Source organism: Haloterrigena salifodinae, assembly GCF_003977755.1.
Classification (GTDB): domain Archaea; phylum Halobacteriota; class Halobacteria; order Halobacteriales; family Natrialbaceae; genus Haloterrigena; species Haloterrigena salifodinae.
In genome coordinates this window covers 406,859-433,709 of record NZ_RQWN01000003.1, presented here as the reverse complement: position 1 = coordinate 433,709, position 26,851 = coordinate 406,859, and the positions used below count along the sequence as shown (strand labels likewise).

Annotated in this window: 26 protein-coding genes; 12 read left to right on the top strand and 14 right to left on the bottom strand. The window is 66.9% G+C overall.

Annotation, left to right across the window (positions count from 1 at the left end):
- Position 1: 1 nt before the first annotated feature.
- The 3 genes from EH209_RS16665 (at position 2) to EH209_RS16655 (ending at position 3,097) form a co-directional block, all read left to right on the top strand.
- Positions 2–415, top strand: coding sequence for a universal stress protein (locus tag EH209_RS16665; RefSeq protein WP_126663982.1), 414 nt, complete (start codon positions 2–4; stop codon positions 413–415).
- A gap of 141 nt (positions 416–556) precedes the next feature.
- Entirely contained in the window at positions 557–1,066 is a 510-nt protein-coding gene (locus tag EH209_RS16660) for an HPP family protein (RefSeq protein WP_126663981.1), read from the top strand.
- 171 nt (positions 1,067–1,237) lie between these two features.
- On the top strand, positions 1,238–3,097 hold the full coding sequence (locus tag EH209_RS16655; RefSeq protein ID WP_126663980.1) for a site-2 protease family protein: 1,860 nt from the start codon (positions 1,238–1,240) through the stop codon (positions 3,095–3,097).
- 33 nt (positions 3,098–3,130) lie between these two features.
- Here the strand turns inward: EH209_RS16655 and EH209_RS16650 are convergent, their stop codons facing one another.
- The 3 genes from EH209_RS16650 to glmM form a co-directional block, all read right to left on the bottom strand.
- Positions 3,131–3,460 (bottom strand): hypothetical protein, encoded by a 330-nt coding sequence (locus EH209_RS16650; protein WP_126663979.1) that lies wholly within the window; start codon positions 3,458–3,460, stop codon positions 3,131–3,133.
- Positions 3,461–3,462: 2 nt separating this feature from the next.
- Positions 3,463–3,954, bottom strand: coding sequence for a calcium-binding protein (locus tag EH209_RS16645; protein WP_249038820.1), 492 nt, complete (start codon positions 3,952–3,954; stop codon positions 3,463–3,465).
- 322 nt (positions 3,955–4,276) lie between these two features.
- Positions 4,277–5,641, bottom strand: a complete 1,365-nt coding sequence (gene glmM / locus EH209_RS16640; protein WP_126663977.1) for a phosphoglucosamine mutase — start codon at positions 5,639–5,641, stop codon at positions 4,277–4,279.
- An 82-nt stretch (positions 5,642–5,723) separates the two neighbouring features.
- On the opposite strand from glmM, the gene EH209_RS16635 reads away from it, so the two are divergent.
- The 3 genes from EH209_RS16635 to EH209_RS16625 all read left to right on the top strand — a co-directional run bounded on the left by EH209_RS16635 (position 5,724) and on the right by EH209_RS16625 (position 8,149).
- Entirely contained in the window at positions 5,724–6,611 is an 888-nt protein-coding gene (locus EH209_RS16635) for an HVO_0234 family beta-propeller protein (protein ID WP_126663976.1), read from the top strand.
- A gap of 84 nt (positions 6,612–6,695) precedes the next feature.
- Positions 6,696–7,205, top strand: a complete 510-nt coding sequence (locus EH209_RS16630; RefSeq protein WP_126663975.1) for a hypothetical protein — start codon at positions 6,696–6,698, stop codon at positions 7,203–7,205.
- A gap of 89 nt (positions 7,206–7,294) precedes the next feature.
- Complete coding sequence (locus EH209_RS16625) at positions 7,295–8,149, top strand: ribose-phosphate diphosphokinase (protein ID WP_126663974.1); 855 nt, start codon at positions 7,295–7,297, stop codon at positions 8,147–8,149.
- 117 nt (positions 8,150–8,266) lie between these two features.
- Here EH209_RS16625 and EH209_RS16620 read toward each other — a convergent pair whose 3' ends face one another.
- The 4 genes from EH209_RS16620 to EH209_RS16605 all read right to left on the bottom strand — a co-directional run bounded on the left by EH209_RS16620 (position 8,267) and on the right by EH209_RS16605 (position 14,865).
- On the bottom strand, positions 8,267–10,357 hold the full coding sequence (locus tag EH209_RS16620; protein WP_249038819.1) for a hypothetical protein: 2,091 nt from the start codon (positions 10,355–10,357) through the stop codon (positions 8,267–8,269).
- Between the two features lie 140 nt (positions 10,358–10,497).
- Positions 10,498–11,025: a hypothetical protein gene (locus EH209_RS16615; RefSeq protein ID WP_126663972.1), complete on the bottom strand. Its 528-nt coding sequence runs from the start codon at positions 11,023–11,025 to the stop codon at positions 10,498–10,500.
- A gap of 267 nt (positions 11,026–11,292) precedes the next feature.
- A complete protein-coding gene (gene ileS / locus EH209_RS16610; RefSeq protein ID WP_126663971.1) occupies positions 11,293–14,499 on the bottom strand; it encodes an isoleucine--tRNA ligase in 3,207 nt (1,068 codons plus the stop codon).
- 123 nt (positions 14,500–14,622) lie between these two features.
- Positions 14,623–14,865, bottom strand: a complete 243-nt coding sequence (locus EH209_RS16605; protein ID WP_126663970.1) for a hypothetical protein — start codon at positions 14,863–14,865, stop codon at positions 14,623–14,625.
- A gap of 86 nt (positions 14,866–14,951) precedes the next feature.
- Between EH209_RS16605 and EH209_RS16600 the strand changes: the two genes are divergently transcribed.
- The gene (locus EH209_RS16600; RefSeq protein WP_394343706.1) at positions 14,952–15,620 is read left to right on the top strand and encodes a uracil-DNA glycosylase; all 669 of its coding nucleotides are present in this window, start codon (positions 14,952–14,954) and stop codon (positions 15,618–15,620) included.
- A 54-nt stretch (positions 15,621–15,674) separates the two neighbouring features.
- Here EH209_RS16600 and EH209_RS16595 read toward each other — a convergent pair whose 3' ends face one another.
- From EH209_RS16595 to EH209_RS16585, 3 genes are all read right to left on the bottom strand, one after another.
- Positions 15,675–16,376, bottom strand: coding sequence for a glycerophosphodiester phosphodiesterase (locus EH209_RS16595; RefSeq protein WP_126663968.1), 702 nt, complete (start codon positions 16,374–16,376; stop codon positions 15,675–15,677).
- A gap of 189 nt (positions 16,377–16,565) precedes the next feature.
- On the bottom strand, positions 16,566–17,246 hold the full coding sequence (locus EH209_RS16590; RefSeq protein WP_126663967.1) for an NTP transferase domain-containing protein: 681 nt from the start codon (positions 17,244–17,246) through the stop codon (positions 16,566–16,568).
- Complete coding sequence (locus tag EH209_RS16585; protein WP_126663966.1) at positions 17,234–18,220, bottom strand: hypothetical protein; 987 nt, start codon at positions 18,218–18,220, stop codon at positions 17,234–17,236. Before EH209_RS16585 ends, EH209_RS16590 begins: the two co-directional genes overlap by 13 nt.
- A gap of 610 nt (positions 18,221–18,830) precedes the next feature.
- Here EH209_RS16585 and EH209_RS16580 point away from each other — a divergent pair.
- Positions 18,831–19,250 carry an HIT family protein gene (locus tag EH209_RS16580; RefSeq protein WP_126663965.1) on the top strand — a complete coding sequence of 140 codons (420 nt, stop codon included), beginning with the start codon at positions 18,831–18,833 and terminating at the stop codon, positions 19,248–19,250.
- A gap of 111 nt (positions 19,251–19,361) precedes the next feature.
- Positions 19,362–19,595 (top strand): hypothetical protein, encoded by a 234-nt coding sequence (locus EH209_RS16575; RefSeq protein WP_126663964.1) that lies wholly within the window; start codon positions 19,362–19,364, stop codon positions 19,593–19,595.
- 670 nt (positions 19,596–20,265) lie between these two features.
- Here the strand turns inward: EH209_RS16575 and EH209_RS16570 are convergent.
- Entirely contained in the window at positions 20,266–21,300 is a 1,035-nt protein-coding gene (locus EH209_RS16570; protein WP_126663963.1) for an A24 family peptidase, read from the bottom strand.
- A 392-nt stretch (positions 21,301–21,692) separates the two neighbouring features.
- Here EH209_RS16570 and EH209_RS16565 point away from each other — a divergent pair, with 392 nt between their 5' ends.
- On the top strand, positions 21,693–21,869 hold the full coding sequence (locus EH209_RS16565; protein WP_249038818.1) for a hypothetical protein: 177 nt from the start codon (positions 21,693–21,695) through the stop codon (positions 21,867–21,869).
- A 255-nt stretch (positions 21,870–22,124) separates the two neighbouring features.
- On the opposite strand, the gene fer is transcribed toward EH209_RS16565, so the two are convergent.
- The 3 genes from fer to EH209_RS16550 all read right to left on the bottom strand — a co-directional run bounded on the left by fer (position 22,125) and on the right by EH209_RS16550 (position 24,532).
- Positions 22,125–22,514, bottom strand: coding sequence for a ferredoxin Fer (fer, locus tag EH209_RS16560; protein WP_012941332.1), 390 nt, complete (start codon positions 22,512–22,514; stop codon positions 22,125–22,127).
- Positions 22,515–22,811: 297 nt separating this feature from the next.
- The gene (locus EH209_RS16555) at positions 22,812–23,996 is read right to left on the bottom strand and encodes an inorganic phosphate transporter (protein ID WP_126663962.1); all 1,185 of its coding nucleotides are present in this window, start codon (positions 23,994–23,996) and stop codon (positions 22,812–22,814) included.
- A gap of 110 nt (positions 23,997–24,106) precedes the next feature.
- Complete coding sequence (locus EH209_RS16550) at positions 24,107–24,532, bottom strand: universal stress protein (protein WP_126663961.1); 426 nt, start codon at positions 24,530–24,532, stop codon at positions 24,107–24,109.
- Positions 24,533–24,671: 139 nt separating this feature from the next.
- On the opposite strand from EH209_RS16550, the gene EH209_RS16545 reads away from it, so the two are divergent.
- Together EH209_RS16545 and EH209_RS16540 are read left to right on the top strand one after the other, a co-directional pair.
- Positions 24,672–26,096, top strand: a complete 1,425-nt coding sequence (locus tag EH209_RS16545) for an APC family permease (RefSeq protein WP_126663960.1) — start codon at positions 24,672–24,674, stop codon at positions 26,094–26,096.
- Positions 26,096–26,836, top strand: coding sequence for a universal stress protein (locus EH209_RS16540; protein WP_126663959.1), 741 nt, complete (start codon positions 26,096–26,098; stop codon positions 26,834–26,836). Before EH209_RS16545 ends, EH209_RS16540 begins: the two co-directional genes overlap by 1 nt.
- The last annotated feature ends 15 nt before the right edge of the window (positions 26,837–26,851 follow it).

The following is a 26,851-nucleotide window of genomic DNA, read 5'->3' as shown; positions in this document are numbered from 1 at the left end:
TATGACCAGACGCGTACTTGTCCCCATGGACGACTCCGAGCCGGCCCGCGCGGCCCTCGAGCACGCGCTGTCGGTGTTTCCGACCGACGAGGTGACGGTCGTGCACGTCGTCGACGACCTCGAGGCGGGGTACGGCGGTCGGCCGCCCGTGACGACCGGTGGCGGGGACGACGCGGACGATCCCGATTTCTTCGCGGACGTACGTGAAATCGCCGCCGAGCACGACCGGCGCGTCGACACGGCCGTCATCGAGGGCACGTCGGCGGACGCGATCCTCGAGTACGCCCGCGAGGAGGACGTCGACCAGATCGTGATGGGCAGCGAGGGGCGGTCGGGCGTCTCCCGAATGCTGCTGGGCAGCGTCGCCGAGGCCGTCACGCGGCAGGCGTCGGTGCCGGTGACGATCGTTCCCTAGGCGGATCGGATTCGATTCCCCGTCCAGCGTCGTTCCAGTCGGAAAACCGAACGTTCGTCCGCTGTTGAACGACGGCGGTCTCGAGAATCGGCCGTTTATCAAATCGCGGGTGTTTTTCTGTCGAAGACGTAAGGACGAGTCATGGACGACCGGCTGGGGACGACGCTTCACACTGGACTCCTGCTCTCGACGACCGCGGTGCTGGCGTGGCTCTCCGGCTTCCCGATGTTGTTCCCGAGTCTCGGCCCGTCCGCGTTCGTGCTCGCGCTGTTTCAAGATAGCGACGCGACGTCCCCGCGGCGCGTAATCGGTGGCCACGCGATCGGCGTCGTCGCCGGCTTACTCGCCTACCACGCCTTCGGCGTCACGATCTCGATCACGGCCGCGACCGATCCTGGCTCACTCGCGGGACTCAGACTCGGCGCGAGCGGTGTCGTCGCGACGATGCTGACCGCCGGCGGCATGCTCTGGACCGAGACCCGCCACCCGCCGGCCTGCGCGACGACGCTGATCGTCTCGCTCGGCCTGCTCTCGACTCCCCTCGAAGGGGCGCTGATCGTCGCCACCGTCGTCGTGCTCGTCGTCGCCCACGAACTCCTGCTGGCGACCGAGCGGGTCGGTGCGCGGTACGGGAACCGGCTCCGGTCGTAGGCTGCCGGTGACCGGCCCCAGTCCCGATCTGAGGTCGACCGCGCGACCGCGGTATTGATACGGTATCGATACGTTCTCGATATTGAACACGATGCAGGTGGCTGCCGGGGGCGAACGAGCGGAGCGAATCGAACCGCGAGCGGTCGGCTCGACGCGCGGAGGTGTCCGGCGGTGGACGCGCTGACGACGCTGCTCCTGGTCGGTCTCGTCGCCGCGGGTGCCACCGCCGTCGCGATGGCCCTTGAGGCCCGCGGACGCCTCCCCGCGTGGGTCGGCGTCTGGGGGCCGATCGTGACTTTCGAGACGGAAAACGGGCTCGGCGCGCTCGACCGACTGGCCCGCCCGCGCTACCGTCGCGTCTGGCGGCGGTGGACCGGCGCCGGCGTCGCCGTCTCGCTGCTGTTGCTCGTCGTCATGACTACCGTGGTCCTGTTCGCCGCCTACGCCGCGCTGACGCGAGAGGCCGCCACGCAGGTGAACCAGCCGCGGAACGTGCTGGCGATTCCGGGTGTCAACGACTTCCTGCCGCTGGCGGCGACGCCGGCGATCTGTGTCGGCCTCGCCATCGCTGTCGTCGTCCACGAGTTCAGCCACGGGCTACTCGCTCGCGTCGAGGACGTCGCCGTCGAATCGGCCGGCCTGATCTTCCTCACCGCCCTCCCCTTCGGCGCGTTCGTCGGCATCGACGAGGACGACGAGGACGCCGCCTCGACGGCCGAACGCAACCGGATCTACGCCGCGGGGATCGCGAACAACCTCGCGGTGGCGCTGCTTGCGTTCCTCGCCCTGTTCCTGCTCGTCTCTACCTCGATCGCTGCCGTCTCCGGCGTCGCCGTCGGCGGCGTCTACCCCGAGACGCCGGCCGACCGGGCCGGCCTCGAGCGCGGCGACGTCGTCACTGCCGTCGGCGGCGAGGAAATCGACGGCGCCGCCGACCTGCGCGCGGCCCTCGACGCGACCGACGAACGCGTCGCACTGACGGTCGCGGGCGGCCGCGATGACGCCGAGACTGTCACGCTCGAGCGATCGGTCGTCGTCACCAGCACGCTCGAGAGAACCGGAGGACGAACGGCGGTGAACGACAGTAGCGACGGCGGGAGCGACAGGGCCGACGGTTCCGACGGAGAGCCGAACGCACTCGAGCCCGGCGAGACGATCACGGCGGTCGACGGCACCCCGGTCGCCACCGAACGCGAGTTCCGCGCGGCCCTCGAGAATCACACGATCGCGACGCTCGAGACGGACGATGGCTCGACAACGGTCGTTGCCGGCGCGGCCGCCACCGCGGTCGACGCCGATGGCCCGCTCGCGGCGGCCGGCGTGCCCGACCCGGGCGGCGATCCGCGAGCGCTGGTCATCACGCGCCTCGAGGGCGAGCGAGTCGTCGATAGCGACGACCTCCTCGAGACGCTCGCGGAGGTCTCTCCCGGCGAGACAGTCTCGCTCGAGGCCGTCGTCGACGGCGAGCGCCGCGAGTACGCGGTAACGCTGGGCGACCGAAACGGCGAGGCGGTCCTCGGGATTACCACGGTACCGGGAACGAGCGGGACGACGGTAACCGACCTCGGGGTCGAGCCACATCCGAGCGTCCAACACCTCGGTATCCTCCGGGGCCAGCCGGTCGCGGACGGACTCGGATCGTCGCCCGTAGCGCGCGGGTTCGCAGTGTTCGCCCTCCCCTTCGCCGGGCTGATCGACGGCTTCTCGACGGCGAACTTCGGCGGCTTCGTCGGGTCGGTCGCGAACGCCTACGTCGTGACGGGGCCGCTTTCGGTCCTCGGCGGTGGCGTCTTCGCCGCGGCGAACGTCCTGTTCTGGACGTGGTGGCTCAACCTGCTGGTGGGCGTCTTCAACTGCATTCCCTGCTACCCGCTCGACGGGAGCAAACTCCTGCGGACGACCGTCGAGGCCGCTGGCTCGAGGGCGGGGATCGAGCGACCGACCCGCGTCGCGACCGCGGCGATGGTCGGCGCCAGCGCGGTCGCGGCCGGCGCGATCCTGCTAGTGCTCTCGAGTCCGTTCCTCGGCTGAGTTCTCATCCCGTCGCTGAAAAGTAGTTGGAGATCACTGCTCGACCGTCGTGGCGAGGAGATTCAGTCGCGAACTGAACATCGACGCGTCGGTATCCAACGACGCGCTTTCGCCGGTACTGATGCGCCCCTCGCGGACGAACAGGATCGTCGTCGGCTCCAACGCCTCGCCGGAGGATTCGTACCGGATTACGTGACCGGTGTACTCGTCCGGTTGCGAGATCTCCGAGACAGTCTCCCCGTCGACGGTCCGGAGGAGCTGTATCGTCGTCCCCGGTTGCAGATGTGCGATCGTCTCGAACTCCGAGCCGGGTTTGTAGTCGTACGAGAAGACGAGCGTTTGTCCGTTGGTATTCTGTGTCATCGTTACTCTCCTCCGTTCTCGGGGTCGTCGTCATCGTCCCTGATCGCTTCCTCGAAGGCGTCGATCTCGTCCTCCTCGAGCGGTTGCGGTCCGGTCTCCGTCTCTTCGGTAACCGAGGTACTGAGCAGGTTCAACTGGGAACTCAGTACTGACGCGTCTTCACCGATCGTACCCCTGTTACCGGCGCTCAGTCGTTGCCCGCGCGTGAATAGAAACGTCGTGATGCCCGCCTCCCGAACGTCGCCGATGTCGTAGCGAATGATGTATCCGGTCCACTCGTCAGGTTGGGAGATCTCGGGAACGGGCTCCCCGTCCGCTTGTAGTATCTCGACCGTCGCACTCGTCTGGAGAGGCGAAACGATGTCGAAGCCCGCTTCGGGATAGTAATTATTCGAGAAGACCGCTGTTTGCTCTCGCTGTGCGCTCCCCGTGGCTGTCCCGAACGGCGTCGCTCCGAGCGTCAGCGCCCCTGCCGCGAGGACCCCTTTCGCCATGAACGACCGTCTCGGGTCGCCTATTGATTCGCGTTTGGCCATGATTCTCTCCCTGTCGCCCGCCGTACGGCTCTTCTCCACGCACTGATTCCACCGTGTTCGGCATAGTCGGTGGGCACGTTATCATTGGTGAACCACTCTCATCAAGTCATCTTTCGATATTCGGTCACGCTGTGATCCTCGTTCACGGTGTGATACAAGCAGTCCGCGCGGAATGTGTACGCGACGATACAATAGTTCTGACTTGATATACCGCTCTACTCACCGCGCATGTCGCGAAACGCGACCCGGGAAGCGATTCGAACGAGACGGGTCAGTCGACTCAGACCTCGGCCTTCGCCTCGGTCAGCGTCTCGAACATCTCGTCGGCCAGTTCGTCGGCGCGCTCTCTGTTGCGGGCCTCGGCGTAGACCCGGACGAGCGGTTCGGTGCCGGAGGGGCGGGCGAGCACCCACGCGTCGCCGTAATCCAGTCGGTAGCCATCCCGAGTGTTGAGTTCGGCGTCGGCCGACTGGGCGTGGTTGGCCGCGGCGTCTAGCATTGCGTCGCGCTCGGCCGTCGACTCGTAGGCGACGTTGTGGCGGACGTTGGCGTAGCCGCCGTAGGGTGCGACGATCTCGCTGACCGGTCGCTCGGCGACGAGCTCGAGGAAGCGAGCCGCGGTGAAGGCGCCGTCCCGCGAGAGCCGGAAGTCGGGGAAGAAGATCCCCCCGTTGCCCTCGCCCGCGATCGGGACGCGCTCGCCGTTCGCCTCGAGTTCCTCGATTCGGGTGATGATGTTCGTCGACCCGATCGGCGTTAACTCGAGGTCAGCGCCGACCTCGGTGACGACGTCGACGAGCCGCTGGGAGACGTTGACCGCCGAGACGGTCGTGTCGCCGGGCTCGAGTTCGGCGGCGGCGAGCGCGGCGAGGGTGGCGTCGCCCTCGACGTACTCGCCGGTCTCGTCGAAGAAGATGGCCCGATCGGCGTCGCCGTCGTGGGCGATGCCGACGTCGGCGTCGGTGGCCCGGACCAGCTCCCCGAGGTCGCCGAGGTTGCCCGGGACGGGTTCGGGATCCCGGCCGGGGAAGTGGCCGTCGGGCTGGCCGTTGACGGTGACAACGCGACAGCCGAGCTCGCGGAGGAACTCGGGGCTGGTGATCGCGCCGGCGCCGTGGCCGGGATCGAGCGCGACCGTCAGCTCGGCGTCGGCGATGGTCTCGTAGTCGGCCGCCCCGAGCAGTTCGTCGATGTACGACGCCCGTACGCCGTCGACTTCCCGGACGCGGCCGGTCTCGTCCCAGGAGGCGACGTCGAACCCCTCTGTGAGCAACACGTTCTCGATCTCCTCCAAGTCCGTGATCGCGAGCTCAATTCCGTCGCTACCGACGAGTTTGACACCGTTGTACTGAGGCGGGTTGTGCGAGGCCGTGATCACCATGACGGGAATCCCCTCTCGCTCGGCGTAGGCCTGCGCACCCGGCGTGGGCAGGATCCCCAGCCGATCGACGTCCGTCCCCGTGCTCGCGAGTCCGCTCGCGGCCGCGTCGGCCAGCATCCGCCCGGTGTATCGCGTGTCGCGCGCGATACCAACCCGGTCGACCCCCCACGCCGTCCCGGCCGCTTTCGCGACGCGCAGGACGAACGCCGGCGTCAGCTCTTCGTTGGCGACGCCGCGCGTTCCGCTCGATCCGAACACTTGCATCACGCGCTAGTCGTATGGGTCCCCTCAAAGGGATTCCGGAGCAGACGGAACGCTTTCGGCGCGCGACCCCGATCGTGGACGTATGCATTCCATCGAGGAAAAGCGCGTCTACGGCGACCGCGACGGGGCCCTCGAGGCCTACGTCGCCAGTTCGATCGGCGTCGTTCGCGTCCGCGTCGCCGACGACACTGTCGGAGAGTTCGGCCTCTGTGACCGCTGTACGGCCCGCGACATCGCGGCGACGGACGGCGTCGTCGCAGTCGCGACCGACGAGGACGTTCGCCTGCTCGACTTCGAGCGCGACGACGACCCCGACGACGCGACGGTCGTCGACAGCGGCTTCGGGCCCGCCGTCGCGGTCGGCGCCGACGGCTCCGGGCTGGTCGCCGCCGGTCCCGACGGCGACGTCGCGCGCCTCGAGTCGCCCTCGATCGGCCTCGGCGACGCCGGGAGCACCCGCGAGTGGACGCCCCTCGAGAGCAACGGCGTCGCGACGGTGCGGGCGATCGACGGCGATCTCGTCGGCACCGACAGCGGCGTCTATCGCGTCCACGAGGGTCGCCTCGATCACGCCGGCCTCTCGGACGTGCGAGACGTCTCCGCGGCCGGCGTTCCGCTGGCCGCGACCGCCGACGGCCTCTACAAACTCGGCAACGGCTGGATGGAGGCCCTCGAGGGTGGGTTCGAGACCGTCGCTGCCGACCCGCACAGCGAGCGCGGGCAGTTGACTCGCGCTCACGTGGTCGGCGGCGACGCCGTCTACGCCTACGACGCTGCCGACGAGTCGTGGGCCGAGTACGATCGCTCGAGTGCGCCGATCGTCGGCATCGGCTATGGACGCACGGTCTACGCCGTTACCGATCAGGGAACCTTCCTCTCGGCGACGCCCGACGACGGGGCCGGTCGCTGGCGGTCGCAAACGATCGGCGTCAGCGGCGTGACAGGGCTCGCCGTTCCCGGCGACGAGTAGCGGTTCCGGTACGTACCGAGTCGACGACCGCGGTTCGTCCGTCTGACGGACATTTATCTGTACTGGATACTTTCAACATTTCGTATGAGTGGGATCCAACGCCGCCGACTCCTCGCCGCGACCGGTGTCGGCCTGACGGGTGCGATCGCCGGCTGTCTGGGGAGCGACGAAAGCGGCGGTGCGAACGGCGACGAGAACGGGGACGAAACCGGCGACGAAAACGAGACTGAAAGCGAAACCGACGAGACCGCCGAGTCGGTCTCCGGAACGATCGTCGTCGACAACCTCGACGATACGTCTCACACGTTCGACATCCTCGTCGAATACGATGGGCAGATCCAGCACTGGGAGACCAGATCTCCCGGCGCCGACGAGACGCTCACCTTCGATCACGACTGGTCGGCCGACCGAGAGCAGTTCCGCGTAACCGCCCGGCTCAACGGGGGCGAGCCGGTGAACATCACCCCGTCGAACTGGAACGAGTCGACCTGTCTCAGCATTTTCGTCCGCATCACCGACGGCGAGACCATGACGCACTCGAGCAACACCGATCCCGGCCACTGCGGGGCCGCGTCGGACGACGACTCCGAGTAGTCGGCTGCGCCCGTTTCCTCGCGGTCGGGCGTCGACGCGTCGAACCCAAGAACGAAAACGGGTTTACCTCCCGCCCGCTCTGCTCGAGTATGACTACGATCGTCAGCGGGTCGGCCTCCCAGACGCTGGCCGCCTCCCTCGCGGACGAACTCGAGGTATCGCTCGCCGCCGTCGAGTACGATCGATTCCCGGACGGCGAACTGCTCGCGGCCGCTCCCGACTTCGACGACGACAGGGCTATTATCGTCGGCTCGACGGTCTCGAGCGACGCCCACCTCGAGGTGCTCCAGCTGCAGGATGCCGTCCGAGAGGCCGGCGCCGAGGAAATCGTCACCGTCCTGCCGTACATGGGCTACGCCCGCCAGGACGAGGCCTTCGAGGCGGGCCATCCCGTCTCCGCCCGCGCGGTCGCCCGTTCGATTTCGACTGGAACGGACCGCGTGCTGACCGTTAACCCCCACGAGACGGCGGTCTGCGAGTTCTTCGAACCGACGGCGACCGCCGTCGACGCGGCGGGCCGGCTGGCCGATCCGCTGCCCGCCGACCTCGCGGACCCCGTCTTCCTCTCGCCCGACGCAGGCGCGATTGACCTCGCCGACACGGTTCGGGACGCCTACGGCGACGGCGAGACGGACTACTTCGAGAAGACCCGCCACTCCGCAACGGAGATCGAGATCTCCCCCAGCGACGTCGACGTGGCCGGCCGCGACGTCGTCGTGACTGACGACATCATCGCGACGGGATCGACCATGAGCGAGGCCGTCGGCGTCCTTCGGGACCGCGACGTCGGGCGCGTCTTCGTCACCTGCGTCCACCCGCTGCTGGCGCGCAACGCGGTGACGAAACTCCGCCGTGCGGGCGTCGAAACGATCTACGGCACCGATACGATCGAGCGAGAAGTGAGCGCCGTCTCGGTCGCACCGGCGATCGCCGACGAACTGTAACCGGCCCGCCGACGCCGCGCCGCCACGGTTTTGCGCGGCTGTTCCGTCGACTCGAAGCGTCCATTCTCGAGACGTGTCCTTTGAACTGCGGCTGCTAGGGGCGGTAATAGTCGCCGCTCAGCGGCGCCGCCGACCGACCATCGCGATCGCGACCGCGAGTCCGAAGGCGACGGCCGCGGCCGCGACACCGAAGCCGGGCATCGATTCGACCGTCGATTTGATCCCACCGACGGAGACCGTCGTCGTCCGCTCGCCGGCGCTGATCTCGTAGTCGCCGCCGTCGTCGAATGTCAGTTCGGCCGCGACGCTCCCGGTCTCGCCCGGCGCGAGCGCGATCGGCTCACCACGTTCGGTCCCCGATGCGGTCCGGAACGCGAGGCGTCCGGCCGCGGGGAGGGAGTCAGCGGTCGCGACCGATGCGGTCGCCGTCACCGTCTCGCCGGGGTCGACGCTGGCGGGTTCGATCCGCAGGTCGGTGACGGTCAGGCTCGGCGTCGACCGGACGTAGACGGTCAGTCGGTCGCTCCCGACGCGAACGTCGTGGATCCCGGGCTTCGTCGGCGTCCACGCGAGCGCCGTCGTCGCCGCCTCGCCGGCTTCGAGCACTCGCCGTTCGGTCTCGACGACCTCGCCGTCGACCTGCAGGGTCGCGTCGGCGGACCCCGCGCGGTCGTCGACGTTCTCGAGTGCAACCGGCACCGTGACGCGCTCGCCGGCTGGCACCGCCAGCACGTCGCCGGCGCCGAGCTCGGCGCTGGGTCCCGACAGGTTCGCGCGATCCCAGCGCTCCCACTCTCGTCCGTCGACCGTGACGGGCTCCTCGCCCAGTCCCGACGTGGTCGCGGCGCGGGACTGTCCGAACGTCGCCTCGTGCTTGAAGTAGTTCCACATATCGGGCGTCGACCTCGTGTGCGCGTACCGCTCGGCGCTCGCTCGCAGTTCCTTCCCGCCCGCCTCCTCGAGCGCCGTCAGGAAGTCAGCCGCCGTCACTCGCTCCTCTTGCGCGTTCAGCGCTCGGACGATATCCTCGAGCCGTCGGTCGCCGTCGGTCGCTTCCCGAAGCTGCCGGTCGAGTTCGCCGTAGACGAGCGCGCCCTTGGCGTAGTCGGTCCGGTGGTGGCCCCACGTCTCCGGTTCGGCGAGGACGCCGTCGGCGTACGGCGACTGCTCGCCGCGCTCGAGGTGGTCGCGGAACTCGCTGTACGAGATCAGCCCCTGCTCGTAGGCGAGCAACGCGGCGTGGTACTCGGCTCCGCCCTCGACGAGCCAGGAGGCGTCGGTCGCGACCTCGTCGTTGGCGAAGCGCTGGTGAACGTGGACGTACTCGTGGAGCCAGACGTTCGACGCCTCGGAGAGTGGGGCGTCGGCGCGGACCCACGCGTCGGACTCGCCGTACTGGAGCCCCCGCGGGCCCCAGTCGGCGTCGCTCGGCACCGCGGCCACGAACACCTCCTCGTCGCTCGGCGCGATCGAGAGCCTATCGCTCGCGTTGCCGAGCGCCTCGAGGATGTCGTCGGGATCCTCGCGGAGGTCGGCGGCGTCGGAGACGACCAGTCTGACGGTCTCGCCGTTTTCGGTCCGCTCGTACTCGGTCACCGGTCCGAAGACGGCGATATCGCCCCCGGTCGCCCCCGGCCCGTCGACGGTCACCGTCTCCTCGATTCCGATGCTGACGTCGGCCTCCCGCCGGTAGGAGACGCTGATGCCCGGCACGGGGACGACGCCCCACTCGCCAGTATCGACGAAGCTGTAGCCGCTCCGGCTCGAGCCCACGCGGCCGCCGGTTTCCGTCCGGTCGGCAGGGAGCCGGACCCGGATCGACGGCGCCTCGCCGTCGCCGGTCCATCGGTAGGTCCCTTCGTCGGTCGCCTCGAACCCGTCGGTCGACCGGACCGTCGCCTCGTCCTCGAGGTCGACGGTCAGGCTGCTCATCGGCTCCGGAATATCGAACGTAAACTCGGCCTCGTACACGTCCGGCCGGTCGGGCAGGTGCCGGAGTTCGATCGTTCGGTGGAGGATATCGTCCGCCTCAGTCATCGCGGCCGCCTCGGCGTCGGTCTTCGTTGCGGCGCTCGGTTCGGCGGTAGCAGTTGATACAGCAGTCGACTCGAGCGCCCCGGCGTTACCGGCCGCCGGACCGCTCGCTGTCGGACTCCCGCCAGCGCCGGCGCCGGCGATGCCGGCCGGAATGGTTCCGAGTAGGAGCACTACGACGACGAGAACGGTAGCCCGAGATGTCACTATCTACGGCTGGTAAATCAGTCACCATGACTTTTGTGGCACTGATACTGTCAAACTCCGACGACTGATACGGTTGAAGGGAGAATAGAAGCGTCTGAGAGGAGATATTAGTTGCCGGGCGATGCTCTTCGGCTGTTTCCCTCCGCGTCTCGCTCGAGGACAGTGACAGTCTGGACTACATCGTCTATTGCGATCGTAGCCTCGTAGCCGTCAGCACTCATCGCCTCATCGCAAGAACCCCCGAGAAGTCGATTATCGGGATGGTCGTCCGACTTCCCGTGACTGATACGGAGTTCTACGGACCCGTCCGATTCGTCGGCGGAAACGTCGGCGAGTGTCGCTTCCTTACATTTCTTCGACCCGACCCAGATCGCTCCTTCGACCGTCGCTTCGCCGGTCTCCTCGGTAACCGAGATCGCGGGCTCATCCCGCGGATCGAGATCGGTATCGGTGATCTCGAACTCGAGCTCCGATACCGCAGCGGGCAGCGATGGAGAGTCCGAATCGGTAGCCGCCAGTTGATCCAGACACCCGGCGAAACCAATAGACGACAGCGTCGCTGTACTGGCGAGGAGCGTCCGACGGTTCATAATGAATACTACAGGAAGTGGCGTAAATATTCCCGCGTGACTCAAACGGCTATTTGAGCTATCGTTTGGTTTGCAGCCGGATTATCGAACGGAGGGGGCCAGTTACGCGATAGCCGTCGTCAGCGGCTCGCCTCTACCTTTTTCCGCCGGGATTCGCTCGCGTTGCGAGCGAACCACTCGGCGCAAAAATCTGTCTGGTGAGAGCAAAGCACTCGCTGACCTTTGCTCACTCCGTTCGCAAAGAGACCAAAAAAGCAGGTCGTTCGGCGTAGCCTCACGACCTGCGAACCGTCCTAGTCCGTTCGACGGACGCTAATCCGACGCTTCGGCCGCTGCCAGCGGCTCGACCCCGATTTCCATCGTCACGTCCTCGACCTCCCACTCCTTGTGGTGGCCGTCGTCGATCTCGCCGATCTCGTCGGCGCGGACCTCCTCGCGGATCAGGTCTTCGCGCTCGGCGACGAGGTCGGCGACGCGGTCGTCGCTGATCTCGAGATCCAGCGCGATGCGCTCCTCGACGTCGAGGTCAAGTTCCTTGCGCATCTCCTGGACCCGGCGGATGACCTCGCGGGCGTAGCCCTCGCTCTCGATGTCGTCGGTCAGCGAGGCGTCGACGTAGGCGACGCCGCGGTCGTCGCCGTTCAGGCCGAACGCGGTGCCGGCGATGCCGTCGGGCGTCTGGGTAACGAAGGAGACCATCTCGTCGGTGATCTCTTCGCCCTCCTCGAGGACGTCCGCGACGGCGTCCTCGATCGCCTCGAGGCTCGGCTCGTCGATGCGGGCTTCGTTGAGCGCGTTCATGACCTGGCCGGCGCGGTCGCCGAAGGCCGGGCCGAGTTCGCTCATGTCCGCTTCGGCGCTGTACTGAAGCTCTTCCCAGCGGTTCTCGGCCGAGACGAGTTCGATCTCGCGGGCGTTGAGCCGGTCCTCGAGCAGCGGCGTGTGGCGTTCGACGGCCTCGACGACGCGCTCGTCGCCGGCGGCCACGACGACCCGCGGGACGGGCCAGCGCAGCTTGCGGCCGGCCTGCTGGCGGGCGTTCGCGCCGGCCTCCTCGATCGCCCGGAGGATGGCGACGTCGTCCTCGAGCTGTTCGTCCTGCCAGTACTCGTCGACGGCGGGCCAGTCCTCCATGTGGACGGTGTCGAACCCGTCGTCGCCGGTCAGCGTCCCGTAGATCTCCTCGCTAATGAACGGTGCGTACGGCGCGAGCAGGGCGACGCTCTCCCGGAGGACCCGATAGATCGTCGCGTAGGCGGCCCGCTTCGAGCCGCTGTCCTCCTCGGCCCACATGCGCTCGCGGACGGCCTGGACGTAAAAGCGCGAGACGTCCTCGACGACGAACTCGATCAGGGCGTCGAGCGCGCGATCCTGCCGGCGGTCCTCGAAGGCCTCGGTCATCTCCGCCTTCGTCGACTGGAGGCGGGCGAGCACCCACTCGTCGATGAGCTCGAGGTTGGAATCGACGTCGTCTAAGGTCGTCTCCTGGGGATCGAACTCGTCTAGGCGCATGTACGGCAGCGGGAACCGGAAGACGTTCCACAGCGTCCGGAGGTGGTTCTCCATCGTCTGCATCCCGTCCCAGTCGAAGCGCATGTCCTCGCCCTGCGGGTTGTTCGACAGCAGGAACATGCGCATGACGTCGCGGCCGTGGCGGTCGATGGCCTCGTGGGGGTCGATCAGGATGTCCTTGGACTTGGACATCGCGCGGCCGTCGGGCATCAGCGCGTGGCCGTGCATCAGCACCTCCTGATACGGGCTCTCGCCGAGCGCAGCGGTGCTCATCCCCAGCTGGGACCAGAACCAGCCCCGCGTCTGGTCGTGGGCCTCGAGGATGAAATCAGCGGGCCAGAGTTCGTCGAATTTGCTGTCGTCCTCGGGGTAGTTCAGGGTGCCCCAGGAGGCGACCGAGGAGTCGAGCCAGACGTCGAAGACGTCGGGGACGCGTGTGTAGGTGGTGCCGTCCTCGGTGATCGTCAGGTCGTCGACCGTGTCCTTGTGGAGGTCGATGTCTTCGGGATCGACGTCCTGATCGACGCGCTCGGCGAGTTCCTCGCGGTCGCTGACGACGATCATGTCCTCGTCGTCGTCCCGGTCTTCAGGGGTCCAGACGGGCAGCGGGATGCCCCAGTAGCGCTGCCGGGAGACGTTCCAGTCGGGGGCCTCCTCGACGAAGTCCCGGAAGCGGTTGTCGCGGGCCCACTCGGGGTGCCACTCGCTGTCTTCGATGTTGTCCAGCAGTTCGTCCTTGACGTCGGTGATCGTGATGAACCACTGGTCGGTGACGATCTGGAGGATCCCCGTGTCACAGCGCCAACAGTGGCCGTAGCTGTGGGTTACGGTGCCCGAGGCGAGCAGCGCGCCGTTGGCCTCGAGGTCATCCGTAATCTCCGGGTCGGCGTCCTTGACGAACTGGCCTTCGTACGTGCCGGCCTCCTCGGTGTAGACGCCGTCGCCGCCGACGGGACAGAAGATCGGGAAGCCGAGTTCGCGGCCCCGCTCGAAGTCCACTTCACCGTGGCCGGGCGCAGAGTGGACCAGCCCGGTGCCGTCGCCGTCCGTGTCGACGTAGTCGGCGGCGTAGACCTCGAGCGCGCCGTCGACGTCGACGTGGTCGGGCACCTCCTCGGCCAGCGGGTGCTCGTACGACCAGCCGATCAGCTCCTCGCCGGAGAGTTCCTCGACGACCTCGTAGTCGTCGTAGCGGCCCTCCCGGAGGACTTCCTCGTGTTTCGCGTCGGCGACGTACAGCAGTTCTTCCTCACCGTCTTTCTCGGCCCGGACGCCGACGTAGTCGCCCTCCTCGTCGACGGCGACGAACGTGTTCGCCGGGATCGTCCACGGTGTGGTCGTCCAGATGACGAGCTTGCCCTCGCGGTCCTCGAGGTCGAACTTGACGTAGACGGAGGGGTCTTCGACGTCCTCGTACTCGACCTCGTTGTTCGCGATCGCGGTCTCGCAGCGCGGACACTGGGAGATCGAGCGGTGGCCCTTCTCGACTAATCCGCGATCGGCGGCCTTCGAAAAGCCCCACCAGGCGGCCTCCATGTACTCCGGTTCGACCGTCCGGTAGGGGTCGTCCCAGTCCATCCAGACGCCGAAGTCCTGGAAGTCCTCCTGGAGGCCCTCGAGTTGCTCGTCGGCGTAGTCCTTACACTCCTGAATGAAGTTCTCCTCGCCGAACTCCTCGATGTCCTTCTTGTTCTCGAAGCCGAGTCGCTCCTCGACGCGGGTCTCGATGGGCAGGCCGTGCATGTCGTAGCCCGGCCGGTCGGTGACATCGTATCCCTGCATCCGCAGGAAGCGCAGGTAGACGTCCTTCAGCGACTTGTTCCAGGTCGTTCCCATGTGTGCCGACCCAGACGTGTACGGCGGCCCGTCGACGAAGAAGAACGACTCGCCGTCCGACCGGTGCTCGACCGTCTGCTCGTAGGCGTCGACGTCGTCCCAGTAGTCGAAGATCCGCCCCTCAAGTTCGTGCGGATCGTACTGGTCGTCGACCTCGCCGAATCTGCTCATACGGGAGCAATCTCACTCCGAGAGTAAAGGGGAATCGGTCCCGCTGGCGGCCGCGGAACTCGAGGCGGCCGAGACGGTACCGACGCTCTCGGACGCGGCCGCGAAAATCGACGGTCGGCGGCGCTACTGCTCGATGCCGAACGCTCGCGCGAGCACCTTCTGATAGCCGAGGCCGTAGACGCCGGCGTAGAGCATGACACAGCCGATCGCCGCGAGCCAGAACGCGACCGTCGTTTCGCCCGTGCCGATGTGTTGCATGCTCGCGTACTCGGCGGCGAAGCCGATGACCGTCAGGACGCCCGCGGCGATCGTGTAGGCCGCCAGCGGGAGCAGTTCTGCGAGGAGTTCCGGAATTGCCGTTCCCATTACCTATCGAGAACCGCCGGGGGAAGGTAAATCTGTCTGCTCGAGCAGGACGCGAATCCGAGCAACCTAACCCGACGCCGGCCCACCTGACGGACGTGTCCCCCTCCGACACCGATCCGGCCTATCCGACCGAGCGAAACGTCGTCGAACCCGGCTGCGAGCGCTGTCCGGCGCTCGCCGAGCACCGCGAGTGCATCTCGTGGGGGACGGGGCCGCTCGACGCCAGCGTGCTGGTGATCGGGGAGGCCCCCGGTCCCGGGAACCCCGACGCCGAGCGCTGGCGGGGCGGCAACTGGACCGGCAAGGCGTACACCTCCCGCCATTCCGGTCGGCGCATCCGCCGGATGCTCGAGCGGGTCGGCTACGGCGACGACGCCTACTACACGAACGCGGTGAAGTGCTTCCCAGCCGATCCCGAGGACCCCACGAGTAACCGAGAACCGACGCCCGCGGAGCGGACGAACTGTCGCGGTCACCTGCTGACCGAGATCGAGACCGTCGACCCCGACGTCGTCCTCGCGACCGGGAAACACGCGACGACCAGCGTCCTCGCGGCCGAAGACCGCGATCTCGAGGGCTTCATCGACACGGTCCTCGAGCCCGTGGACTGTGAGCGCCTCGAGACGACGCTCCTGCCAATCCTTCACCCCTCGTATCAGGACGTCTGGATCGGGCGGCTGGGGTACGAACCGGAGGAGTACCTCGCGGCAATCGGCGAGACGCTCGAGAAGCTGTGTGGTCCGATCGACGAGTAGCGACCCGACCGCGGTCTCATATCGCTACTGGCGACACCGAACAGTCGTCGCCCGCTACGATCGCTGCGATTTGGCGCTCGCCCGGAGCGAAGCGGGCGTGACGTCCCATCGATCCGCGGTGACGCCGTCGACGCCGGCCTCGTGTAGCGCGCGGACGTCGTCGGTCGTCCGCGCGGCCTTCCACGCGATGACGTCGAACCCGCGATCGCGGGCGGCGGACACGACGTCGGTTTCGACGCAGAGGTCGTAGTGTGGGAAGACGTGCGTACAGTCGAGTTCGACCGCGCGCGAGAGGTTCTCCTCGGGGTCGTCGCCGAAGAGCAGCCCGTTCGGGACGTCCAGATAGTTCGTCTCGATCTCGGCCAGCGCCTCGGGGAGAAACGACGTGACGCGGACGTCGGCGCCGACCGTCATCGCCAACTGCAACGTCTCAGAGGCGATCCCCCGTTCTTTCAATTCGAGTTGGAGGGTGACGTCGTCCGGGACGGCCCGCAGGACCGTCTCGAGGCGCGGAATCGATTCGCCCGACTCGAGGACGGTCAGGTCGCGGAGTTCGGTCCACGGCGTCTCCGCGACGCGGCCGTCCGCGTCGGTGACGCGCTCGAGGGTCTCGTCGTGAAATACCACCAGTTCGCCCGACCCGCACCGCCGAACGTCGACTTCGACCGCTGGCAGCCGACGAGCGGCTTCGCGGAGCGCGAGGAGGGTGTTCTCCGGAAACTGATCCGCACAGCCGCGATGGCCGATTATCTCCATCTATCCGGGTCCCGGCACCCGCTGGCAATCAACATTTTGGTTCCGGTGTGCTATTCCGGACAATCGTCCAGAATGTATCGAACGCTGACCGGCGTGGCGACGAATCGCGGCACGGGGTCGTCTCGCGGGCTCGCGACCGGCGCCGGACTTCTGCCGCGTTTGGTCGCCGATCAGACGCGACGGTGCCGGTCACGCACACCGAATCCGGTCGGAGGCGAGCCACGCTCGCAGCTGGTCGAGGTCGGTCGGTCGATTGAGCTCCACGTGTCGCTCGGCCGGGAGCAACAGCGGCCGCGTCGGCGTCCGCGGGTAGACGCAGGGGTACCAGTCGTCAAGCCGTTCGCGCAAGATTTGTATCGCAGCCGTCCGGTGGTCGCGGCTCACGACGCCGAAGCCGGCGTGTTGGTGGCCCTCGATGAGTCCGTAGGCCGAGACGCGTCCCGTCTCGTCCCACCGAATCGCTGTTTCCGCGCTCTGGAGCCCTGGAATGCATCCGACGAGGTTGAGCCGACCGTCGAGGGCGTCGAACGCTCCCGCCAACCGACCGACCTCCCGCTCGTCGACGAGGACGTCGCCGTTTATCACCAGCAGATCGTCGTCGATCCGCTCGAGCGCGAGGAGCAGCGACGCGGCGTTCTCGTACCGGTCCCACCCCTCGAGGACGATCGGATCGACGGGATCGTACCGCTCGAGGACGGTCTCGTGACGGTATCCCAGTACGACGCTCGTTCCGTCCGCGTACGGCTCGAGCAGGTCGCGCTGTCGATCGTACAGCGTCCGGCCGTCGAACTCGAGGAAGGCCTTCGGAACGTCGTCGGTGTAGGGTCGCATCCGCCGGCCCCGTCCCGCGGCGAGGATTACGCCATGCATCGCAGCACCTCGCTGGCGGCGCGTTCGCCGGCCCGGCCGTCCATCGGAATCCCGAGGTCCTCGAGCCACGACTGGCGACGGCGGGCGACGGGTTCGGGCTCGCCATTGCGGTAGAGGTCGTCGACGAGCGCGAGATCGATCGCGTCCGTCGTGACGCCGATCTCCGGAACCGCGCGGTCCGGCGCGTCGATGTCCGTCAGCTGGACGAGCGGCCGTCCGGTGTGGAGCCACTCGGCGATCGACCCCGAGTAGTCCGAGACGAGGATATCGGACCGCTGCATGCTCTCGGTCGGCGTCACGGTCTCGTCGAAGATGACGTTCGGCAGCTCGGCGATTCGGGCCCTACACTCGCGCGTGACGGCCAGCCCCGGGCCTTCGCGTCTGTCGGTCGGATGGGGCCGAAAGAGCAGTTCGTACTCGGTATCGGCGACGCACTCGACGACCGAACGGGCGGTGTTCGCGTACGCGCCGCGACCGACCATGTAGTTCGTCGGCGCGTACAGCACCCGGCGCTCGCGGGGTGGCGGCGCGTCGACCAGCGCGTCGGCTTCCGGGAGGCCGACGACGGCCACGGTCACGTCGGGCGGCGCGGCGGCCCGATAGGCCCTGGCCCACCGCTCGCCGGGCGCGAGGGCGGCGGCGACGCGCTCGAGCATCGTCTCGGTTGTCACGGAAATCTCGCCGCGGCCGATCGAGGCGCCGTGTCGGAGGTGAACGAGCGGGTACTCCTCGTAGAAGGAGAACCGCTCGATCCCAAACCGATGATTGTAGACGACGACGGCCGGATCGATCGCTCGCACGTTCTCGTCGACCGCGCCGGGGTCACGGACCTCGATCTCTGTGATACGGTCGCTACAGCCGCGCGCGTCCGCTCTGACCGGGACGAACGCCGATTCGACGTTCACGTGCCGGTCGATCGACTCGAACGTCTTCCGCATGAACGGTCGCTCGATGGCGTACAGTACCGCTACCATCTCGCAGTCTCCCGAGTCCCCGTCTCGAGCGGTAGCGTTTCGGTCTGCGTGCCGACACAGCGGTTCCGTTCGATCGCCGTGCGAATGATACCCACGAATAGGGTGGACAACATACTAATACTTGCAGCTTGCCGCCGCTACGTAGGTCGACTGTTCACTATCGGAGAACGTTCTCCCTTGACTGTGGTATATTCGGGACTGTCCGCTGAACCGCTGGGTCGAACGCGGTGTCGCGGCTCGTCGGTTCGGAGCATCGCCGAAAACCGTCGGCGGTGGTGTGTCGAGGTTCGTGACGTCGTGGCTGCCGACGGTCGTGCGGTCGACCCGGTGTGACCAGCGTGACGGTGTCGGTCCGGTACAGGTGTGCGATGTCGCACGAGGTTCCCCATCGGCGCGATACGACAGGCCCCCGCTGGGCACTCTCACCGAGGCGGCGCGGGGTATTGAACGGCCCCGATCGTCCATCACGATTCTCGACACGTAAGCACAGCTAGCCGGACTTTACGCCAGTTCACACTGTTTGCGGACGGTGACGGTCGCCGATCGGTGGCGATTCCGACCGCGAGGCAGGCGAGTAAGCTTCTTACAGCCGGCCGACACACACTCGCGTATGAGTACGATCTTCAGCCAGATCGTCGAGGGGGAGATCCCCGCTCGAGTCGTGTACGAAGACGAGACGACGATCGCCTTCCTCGACGCCAATCCGCTGGCGCCGGGGCACACGCTGGTCATTCCGAAGGACGAGTACGAGCGTTTGAACGACGTCCCTGACGACGTCGCTGAGGACCTCTACGCGACGGTCCACCGGCTGGTGCCTGCCGTCGAGGAGAGCGTCGACGCCGACGCCTCGACGGTCGCGTTCAACAACGGCGAGGAAGCGGGTCAAGAAGTGCCCCACGTCCACTGTCACATCGTCCCGCGGTTCGAGGGCGACGGCGCCGGGCCGATTCACGCCATGTTCGGCGGCCAGGAAGACATCGACGACGACCGACTCGACGAGATCGCCGACGAAATCGAGTCTCGAACCTGAGACTGCGGCCCGTCTTCGCAGGTCCGCGATGAGCGCGGCGGTAAGAGTGCAGCGACCGACCCGACGCCGAGTTGCCGTGACGTTTTTGATCGTCGACCGACACTCTCGCGTATGCTCGCCGATATCGTCGCCCAGTTTCGGGCCCATCCCGTCGCCACGATCCTCGAGGTGGGGAGCGTGGTCGTCTGCCTGTTTCTGTTCCTGGGGACGCTCGCGCTGTTCTCCACCGGGCTCCCGACGGGTCGGGGGGATCCGTGGCTCGCCCTCATCGGCGTCGGTGCGGTGTTCGTCGTCTTCTGGACCGCGCTGGTGCCGTTGTACGAGCGATTCGTGTACGAGCCGTGATCAGCGTCAGTGTCGTTGATCCGTACCCGGTGAATCGCACTCTCCTTCCGCTCTGAACGACGGAATCGGTATGCGGTGGCGCGCGCTGTCGATCGCGACCGAGCGACTCGAGGTGCGACCGACAGGAGCACCTCGGATGCGAATAGCGCGGGACCGACGGTCCCGCGAACCATACGAACGGGCACGGAGCGCCCGTGAGTAGACGGGGAACGGAGTAACCCGTGAGCGACGCGAGGTGCGATCGACGATACTGCGCGAGGGATGAGCGACTATCGGGAGCGAATCGGCTGGAGAGGGGGTGGAAACCCTAGCCGCCACGAGCAGCAGAACGGTTCGTTTCGTATTGACCTCCTCAGGTTCCCCCTATCGGTTGACTCTCGACCGAGCGGTTACCGCGAAAACGCTACTACTACTACTGGACCAGCGGAGTGAGCAGACTACTCGCGCTGGCAACGGGGAATCCCACATCCACCCCAGCCGATTCGCTCACTCTGTTCGCTCATCCCTCGCGCGACGTCGCTCGTGGTTCGCTCGGCTCATGAGTCGCTTCGCTCTCATTCGCTTTTCGAGGCGTTCACTCCGTTTACGCCTCGATTTCGCTCACCACGAGACAGCGCGCGCCACCGCACGTCGATTGATCAGAACGGGTCCGTAGAGGGACTGTCTCGTCTCAAAACAGCGGTCCGATGAACAGGTTGCCGTAGCCCAGCGCGACCAGCAGGCCGAGGAACGTCGGGACGAGAAACGGCGTGCCCGGCGAGATCCAGACCGTCTCCGTGGTCGCGAGCACCTCGAGCCCCTCCCGGAGTTCGGCGGGGCGAGTCCCGTAGGCCGAGCCCTCGATGTCCTCGAGGAAGGCGTCGGCGCCCCACGGATCGTCGGTCGATACCTCGAGCCCGCCGTTGGTGGAATCGGTCTCGAGGTCGCCCTCGCCTTCGCCCTCATCCTCACCTTCGAGCGCCGTTCCGCCGTCGCCGCGAACCGCTGCGGTGACGGCGCCGTCGGTCGGGGGGTTGGGCTCGGCGGGCAGGGTCGCCGGATCGCGGTAGCGGTCGGGGTCCTCGCGGACGTCGGCCAGCGTCAGGCCGCGCCAGCGGAGGTACATCCGGAGGGCGTCGAGGTCGAGTCCGCCTCGAGAGGGGCCGTCAGGCGTCTCGAGGAGGCGGCCGTGGGTTTCGGGGATCGCGTCCCACGAGACGGGCCAGCCGATGAACATGACGCCGGTAAACCGACCGGAAGCGGCGTTGCGGACGGCGAGGAAGATCGGGGCTGCGAGGCCGATAAAGACGGTGTTGACCAGGACGGTAAAGGCGAACGCCTCGACGGGCATGGACGTCAGCGGGAACGTCCACGAGCCGATCGCATACTCCGGGTACACCGGGAAGAACAGGGCCAACACGAGCAAGGCCTTCGCGTCCGCGCCGCCGATCCCGCCGATCCACCAGAACAGGTAGGCGATGGGGACGACGAAGCCCAGGCTCACCGTCGTCGGCAGGAGGAACTCGTAAGTCCAGGCGGTCCCGCCGGCCGTCCAAGCGAGCCAACCGTCCCAGACGAGCAGGACGGCGCCGAGCAGGGAGAGGGGGATCCAGACGGCGCTCGAGACGCGTCTGGTCTTGATGTCGCGGACGGCGACCCAGGCGAAGACCGGAACGGCGACGAGCCGCAGGAGATCCGGGGCCGTCGCAACGTCAGTGAGAGTCATAGGTGGTGCTCTCGAAGCGGGGGAGTGTTATCCTTTCGGCTCCCCGGACCTTCGGATGGACCGTGATCGGTGCCTCTCCTCCGGCAGATCGTCCGAACTCGAGGCCGAATATGGACGCGGTTGGACGGGTGCGTTGCGGTGAACCGGTGACGTTCTCGAGGCGACGAGGGGAGGACTCCCGATCGACACCCCGGACGAACCGTGGAGGAGCGCCGACCAGTTACTCGACGGCATCGAACTCCTCGCAGTCCTCCGAGTGAAAGTATGCCTTCAGCTCGCGTTCCTTCCCGCAGAACTTGCAGCGGTAGACCGTGTGAGGGGTATTTCCATACCTTGTAACGGGACCCGTTCCGACCGCGATCCTACTCGTCGGGTTGGCCACCCACGGACTTGTGCTCCGGCAAACCCTCGAGCGACGGAACGAGGACATGGTGGCCCGGACGGTCGAGGATGTGACCGAACACGGCTACCAGAACGTCTGCGTCGTCGTAGGCGCGACGCATCTGGAGGGAATGGTCCGCGAGTTCGAGGCTCGCGGTTTCGACGTGGACGTCGCGGACTTCTCCTGACGCTTGCGACTGCGCAGCGACCCGAGGGCGATTCCCACTGAGGACCTCGTGGGATTCCGAGGGAACGCCGATGTTGCCGACGCCAGACGGGAACGGACGACAACTGTCTAGCGCGGGAGGCACGGCTATAACGAGAGGCGTCGCTCCCCATCGATGGCTCTCGAGGCGCGGAGCGCTCGAGCAGCGAAAAATTTCGTCCGCAGGTGGTGACAACCTGCGTCTCTGCAACCTGGCCCGTTCGGGCCAGCGACTGGCTTAGATGACGCGGTTCTGCAGGTAGTCGAGGTGCTTGGCGTTGTACACGATCTTGACCTCGTCGGTCTCGGCGGAACCGATGCAGGTCAGGCGGACGTCCTTCTCCTCGACCTCCTCGTCCGAGAGGATCTGCTGCATGTCCATGTCGATCTCGCCCTCGAAGACGATGGCTGCGCAGTTCGCGCAGGCGCCTGCGCGACACGAGAAGGGCCAGTCGTAGCCCTGGGCCTCGGCGGCCTCGAGGATGTACTCGCCCTCGGCGACGTCGAGGGTGCCGTAGTCCTCATCGTCGAGGCCGGCGTCGGCGGCCTGCTCGAAGAGGTCGTCGTCGTCCATGTCCCAGCCCTGGTCGTCCAGTACTTCGTAGTTGAGGTATTCTACCGTGGGCATCACTCGGTGATTCACGTCCCGCACTGGTATAGCTTGCTGTTCAGTCCTAAATTGTCTTTGAATCGGAATTTGGAAGTTCGAAGGGAAGAATGTCCATATTTAGCAACTACTAGTCTACAAAGTGGGTGAGAAAAAGAAACGTTTCAACCAACGCACCCAGTTCCTGCATCTATTGCCGCTTTTTCCGTCTGCTACCACACTGAACGGGTCGAACGGCGAGCCATCGGCGAATCCGACCGCCGCCGGAGCGTCGTCGACTCGAGGGTGCCGGTTGCGATCGATCGTCGAACGTCTCGACTAGAAGCCGAATATCGGTACGAACCGGAACGTGATGAACGCGCCGACGGTCGAAATGATCGGGACGACGTTTTGCATGAGGATGACGCGGGCGGTCGTCGAGGGGTCGAAGAGGTCCGACGCCTTCGGGATGTCTTCGGGCTCCTCCTCGCCGATATCGGGGGACTGTTCGCCCTCCTCTTCGGCGGTGAGTGCGCCGACGGAGACGCGGGTCTCTTCGCCCGCTCTGACGCCCGACAGCGTCGTCGTCCGCGTCGCCCGACCCCAGCCTAGTCCGACGATGCTCATCGTCGCGATGACGACGAAACTCGCGGGGATGCCGATCGCGGAGAGGCCGACGACGATGGTCGAACTGATGACGGCGACGACGATCGCGGCCGTCAGCGGCAGGTTCGTGATGTCGTTACCCAGCGTGTCGAGCGTCCGGCGGGCGATGGTGAAACAGCCGACGGCGACGGCCGCGGACCCGATCAGGATCAGCGGTACCATGTCGACGTCGCCGGTGCCATAGATCGGCGCGATCGCGTTAGCGATGTTGCTCGTGCCCGAGGAAAAGCCCATCAGACAGCCGATACCGATGACGACGAACGCGCCGGTGACCTCCCGCCGGTCGCCATCGGCCCCGAACTGGAGCCGCGGCACGGCGCTCGATCGGTCGACCGAGATCATCGGCTCGCCGCCCTTGCTCCCCTCGATGGCGACCCAGGCGTTGATCCGCGGGTAGAAGTAGCGGCCGACGACGCCGGCCACCCAGAAGCCGATGATCGGTGCGACGATCCACCAGACGACGATCTCGCCCAGCACCGACCAGTCGAGTTCGCCGGTCGCCAGTCCGAGCGCTGAGATGGCGCCGACGGCGGTCATCGACGTCGAAGCCGGGACGCCGGCGTAGTTGCCGATGAACAGCGCGCCGCCGATGAAGAAGAGGACGGCGACGTTCGAGCGCAGCGTGAAGATGGAGGTGTCGGTGACGAGTTCCTCGCCGAGCGTGGTGACGACCTGCGGGCCGATGGTGTAGGCGCCGATAAAGAAGAAGATCGACATCAGCCCGGCGGCCATCACCTTCGTGATGACGTTCGCGCCGACGGCCGGACCGAACGCCGGCCCCGTCGTCGAGCCGCCGATGTTGTAGCCGACGAAGATCGCAGTGAGGATTCCGACGATAAGTAGCGGTTCCGCGTTCACGTCCCGTAGTCATACGATCCGATACTAAAAACGCGCCCATTCACGATTCCCTTGCCGAGACGACCTCGAGTCGAACGGGACGCGACGGCCGAGTGCAGTCGACGACTGACTCACCGAACGACGACCACCGGTACCGGGGATCGTCGAAACACCTTCTCCGCGACGTTGCCGACGAAGATGCGGTCCGCGACGCTCCCGCCGTGGCTGCCGATCACGACCGTCTCGTAGTCGTCAGCGCAATTGACGATCGCGCGCACGGGGTGGCCGAATTCGATCTCTGTACGGAGGGCGACGTCGGCGTCGGCGTCGGCGACGATCTCGCGTGCCTGTTCGAACACTGTCTCCGCGTGCTCGCGGGCCGCCTCCTCGATGTCGTCGGCGAGCGCGAGACCCGTCGCCCGCCCCCACATCGGAGACGGCTCACCGACGACGTGGAGAACGGTTATCTCGGCGTTCGGAAATGCGTCGATCGCGTACTCGAGCGCGTATTTGCTCATCTCCGATCCGTCCATCGGGACGAGGACGTCTGAGACCATACGCCCCATCCCACGGCGACGGGAATAAGCCCACGGGCGGGCCGCTGTTCGCACGGATCGCTGAGGTCGGCGGCCGTCGTCTTCCGCCCCCAGTACCAAGGGGGTGTGTCACATATGCTCACATAGTTACGGACCGATCATGGATCGCGACGCGCCGGCAGTCGGCGAGGGGACCAACATCGACGACGAAGCGCCGCGTATCGAACCGACGATCGAAACCGAAGCGGCGACGAAGACCGACGACGCCGAACTCGAGCGGACGCTCGGACTCGTCGGCGGCCTCGCGATCGGTATCGGGACGATGATCGGTGCGGGTATCTTCGTCTTCCCCGGATTGGCGGCGGGACACGCGGGCCCCGCCGCGGCGGGTTCGTTCGCGATCGGCGCGGTGATCGCGCTCTTCGTGGCGCTGCCGGCGTCGGAACTCGCGACGGCGATGCCGAAAAGCGGCGGCGGCTACTACTTCATCTCGCGCGGACTCGGAACGTTCGCCGGGACCGTCGTCGGACTGTCGCTGTGGCTGGGGCTCGTGTTCGCGACGGCGTTCTATCTGGTCGGATTCGGGTATTACGCCGTCGACACGCTCGCGGAGCTCGGAATCGCGGTTGGCAACGGACTGGTGATCCCGCTGGCGCTGCTGTTCGGTGCCGGGTTCACGGTGTTGAACGTCACGGGAACGGAGAACGCAGCGAAGCTCCAGAACGGAATCGTCGCGCTGTTGCTCTCGATTCTGGTGTGCTTTCTGGGCTTCGGCGGGCTCGACGCACTCGGCCTCGTCGGCGAACCGGCTACACCTGAGCGGTTCGCCCCGTTCGGCGCGTTTCCCGTGTTGACGACATCGGCCCTCGTGTTCACCTCCTATCTCGGCTTCGCACAGATCGCGACCGTCGCCGGCGAGATGAGAGACCCCGGCCGGAACCTGCCGCTTTCGATGGTCGGCTCCGTGCTCATCGTCGGGGCCCTGTACGTGGTGACCATCTTCGTCGCGACGAGCGCGTTCGGAAGCGAACGCCTCGCCGAACTCGGCGAAACGGCGATGGTCGAAGTCGGGCGCCACTACCTCGGTTCGATCGGCGCGTTGGCGATCGTCTTCGGCGGCCTGCTCGCGACGATTTCGAGCGCCAACGCCTCGATCCTCAGCACGTCGCGGGCGGTCTACGCCGTTTCGAGGGACGCCTTGCTCCCGCGGCGGGCGAGTCGAATCAACCTCAGGTACGGGACGCCCCACGTCGCGCTCGGGTTGGCCGGCGGACCGATCCTCGTGTTGGTCGCCACCGGACAGGTGGAGCTGCTCGCGGAGGTCGCGTCCTTCCTGCACCTCGTCATGTACGGCCTGATCTGCGTCGCGCTCGTCTCGCTTCGCCGCGACGAGCCCGAGTGGTACGATCCCGACTTCCGGACGCCCGGCTATCCGGTCGTCCCGGCGGTGGGGGCGGTCGCCAGCTTCGGGCTCATCGGATTCATGCAACCCGCTTCGCAGGTCATCGGCGTCGCGGTGATGGCCGTAACCGCCGGCTGGTACTTCTATTACGCGCGCGACGTGACGCTACGGGGGGCACTGTGATGACGCGCGTCCTCGTCCCGCTGACCGTGCTCGAGGGCGAATCGGTTTCGCCCGGACTCGTCCGCCTGCTCGAGCCGGTCGACGTGACCGTCCTCGGCTACCACGTCCTGCCCGAGCAGACGCCGCCGGATCAGGCGCGGCTCCAGTACGGCGAGCGTGCGACCGACGCGCTCGCCGACCTGGCGACGGCGTTCGAGGACGGCGGACGCGAGGCCGACTACCGGCTCGCGTTCACGCACGACCGGGATCAGACGATCGATCGGATCGCCGCCGAAACGGAGTCGCGAGCGTACGTCATCACGGGCGCCGCGGGATCGATCGATCGACTCTTCGTGGCGCTCACCGGCGACGTCGCCGTCGACCGCATCCTCGAGTTCGTCGCCGAACTGGTCGGCGACCGCGAGATCGACGTCACGCTGTTTCTCGCGACCGACGCGGAGGCCGACGGCCGACTGGCGCTCGAGGAGGCCGTCGAAACCCTCTCGAGGCGCGGAATCGACGCGGAGTCGACGCTCGTCGTGAGCGAGGGGCCGTTCGACGCCGTCAGCGGCGCGCCGTTCGACACGCTCGGAGAAGCCGCGGCGGAGCACGACGCGATCGTCGTTGGCGAGCACGCCCCGTCGCTCCAGTCGTTCCTGCTCGGCGAGGAACCCGAGCGGATCGCTGCCGAGTCGGTCGGCCCAGTCCTGGTGGTTCGCCCTCCCGCTCGAGACACGTCGTCGGCGTCGGATTCGTCGTGAGGGTCGTCTCGGCGC

Bases quoted from the DNA above. Each gene is read 5' to 3' on its own strand.
- EH209_RS16665 (WP_126663982.1), top strand. From the start codon at position 2: ATGACCAGACGCGTACTTGTCCCCATGGACGACTCCGAGCCGGCCCGC.
- EH209_RS16660 (WP_126663981.1), top strand. From the start codon at position 557: ATGGACGACCGGCTGGGGACGACGCTTCACACTGGACTCCTGCTCTCG.
- EH209_RS16650 (WP_126663979.1), bottom strand. From the start codon at position 3,460: ATGACACAGAATACCAACGGACAAACGCTCGTCTTCTCGTACGACTAC.
- EH209_RS16645 (WP_249038820.1), bottom strand. From the start codon at position 3,954: ATGGCGAAAGGGGTCCTCGCGGCAGGGGCGCTGACGCTCGGAGCGACG.
- glmM (WP_126663977.1), bottom strand. From the start codon at position 5,641: ATGCAAGTGTTCGGATCGAGCGGAACGCGCGGCGTCGCCAACGAAGAG.
- EH209_RS16635 (WP_126663976.1), top strand. From the start codon at position 5,724: ATGCATTCCATCGAGGAAAAGCGCGTCTACGGCGACCGCGACGGGGCC.
- EH209_RS16630 (WP_126663975.1), top strand. From the start codon at position 6,696: ATGAGTGGGATCCAACGCCGCCGACTCCTCGCCGCGACCGGTGTCGGC.
- EH209_RS16625 (WP_126663974.1), top strand. From the start codon at position 7,295: ATGACTACGATCGTCAGCGGGTCGGCCTCCCAGACGCTGGCCGCCTCC.
- ileS (WP_126663971.1), bottom strand. From the start codon at position 14,499: ATGAGCAGATTCGGCGAGGTCGACGACCAGTACGATCCGCACGAACTT.
- EH209_RS16605 (WP_126663970.1), bottom strand. From the start codon at position 14,865: ATGGGAACGGCAATTCCGGAACTCCTCGCAGAACTGCTCCCGCTGGCG.
- EH209_RS16595 (WP_126663968.1), bottom strand. From the start codon at position 16,376: ATGGAGATAATCGGCCATCGCGGCTGTGCGGATCAGTTTCCGGAGAAC.
- EH209_RS16590 (WP_126663967.1), bottom strand. From the start codon at position 17,246: ATGCATGGCGTAATCCTCGCCGCGGGACGGGGCCGGCGGATGCGACCC.
- EH209_RS16585 (WP_126663966.1), bottom strand. From the start codon at position 18,220: ATGGTAGCGGTACTGTACGCCATCGAGCGACCGTTCATGCGGAAGACG.
- EH209_RS16580 (WP_126663965.1), top strand. From the start codon at position 18,831: ATGAGTACGATCTTCAGCCAGATCGTCGAGGGGGAGATCCCCGCTCGA.
- EH209_RS16575 (WP_126663964.1), top strand. From the start codon at position 19,362: ATGCTCGCCGATATCGTCGCCCAGTTTCGGGCCCATCCCGTCGCCACG.
- EH209_RS16570 (WP_126663963.1), bottom strand. From the start codon at position 21,300: ATGACTCTCACTGACGTTGCGACGGCCCCGGATCTCCTGCGGCTCGTC.
- fer (WP_012941332.1), bottom strand. From the start codon at position 22,514: ATGCCCACGGTAGAATACCTCAACTACGAAGTACTGGACGACCAGGGC.
- EH209_RS16550 (WP_126663961.1), bottom strand. From the start codon at position 24,532: ATGGTCTCAGACGTCCTCGTCCCGATGGACGGATCGGAGATGAGCAAA.
- EH209_RS16545 (WP_126663960.1), top strand. From the start codon at position 24,672: ATGGATCGCGACGCGCCGGCAGTCGGCGAGGGGACCAACATCGACGAC.
- EH209_RS16540 (WP_126663959.1), top strand. From the start codon at position 26,096: ATGACGCGCGTCCTCGTCCCGCTGACCGTGCTCGAGGGCGAATCGGTT.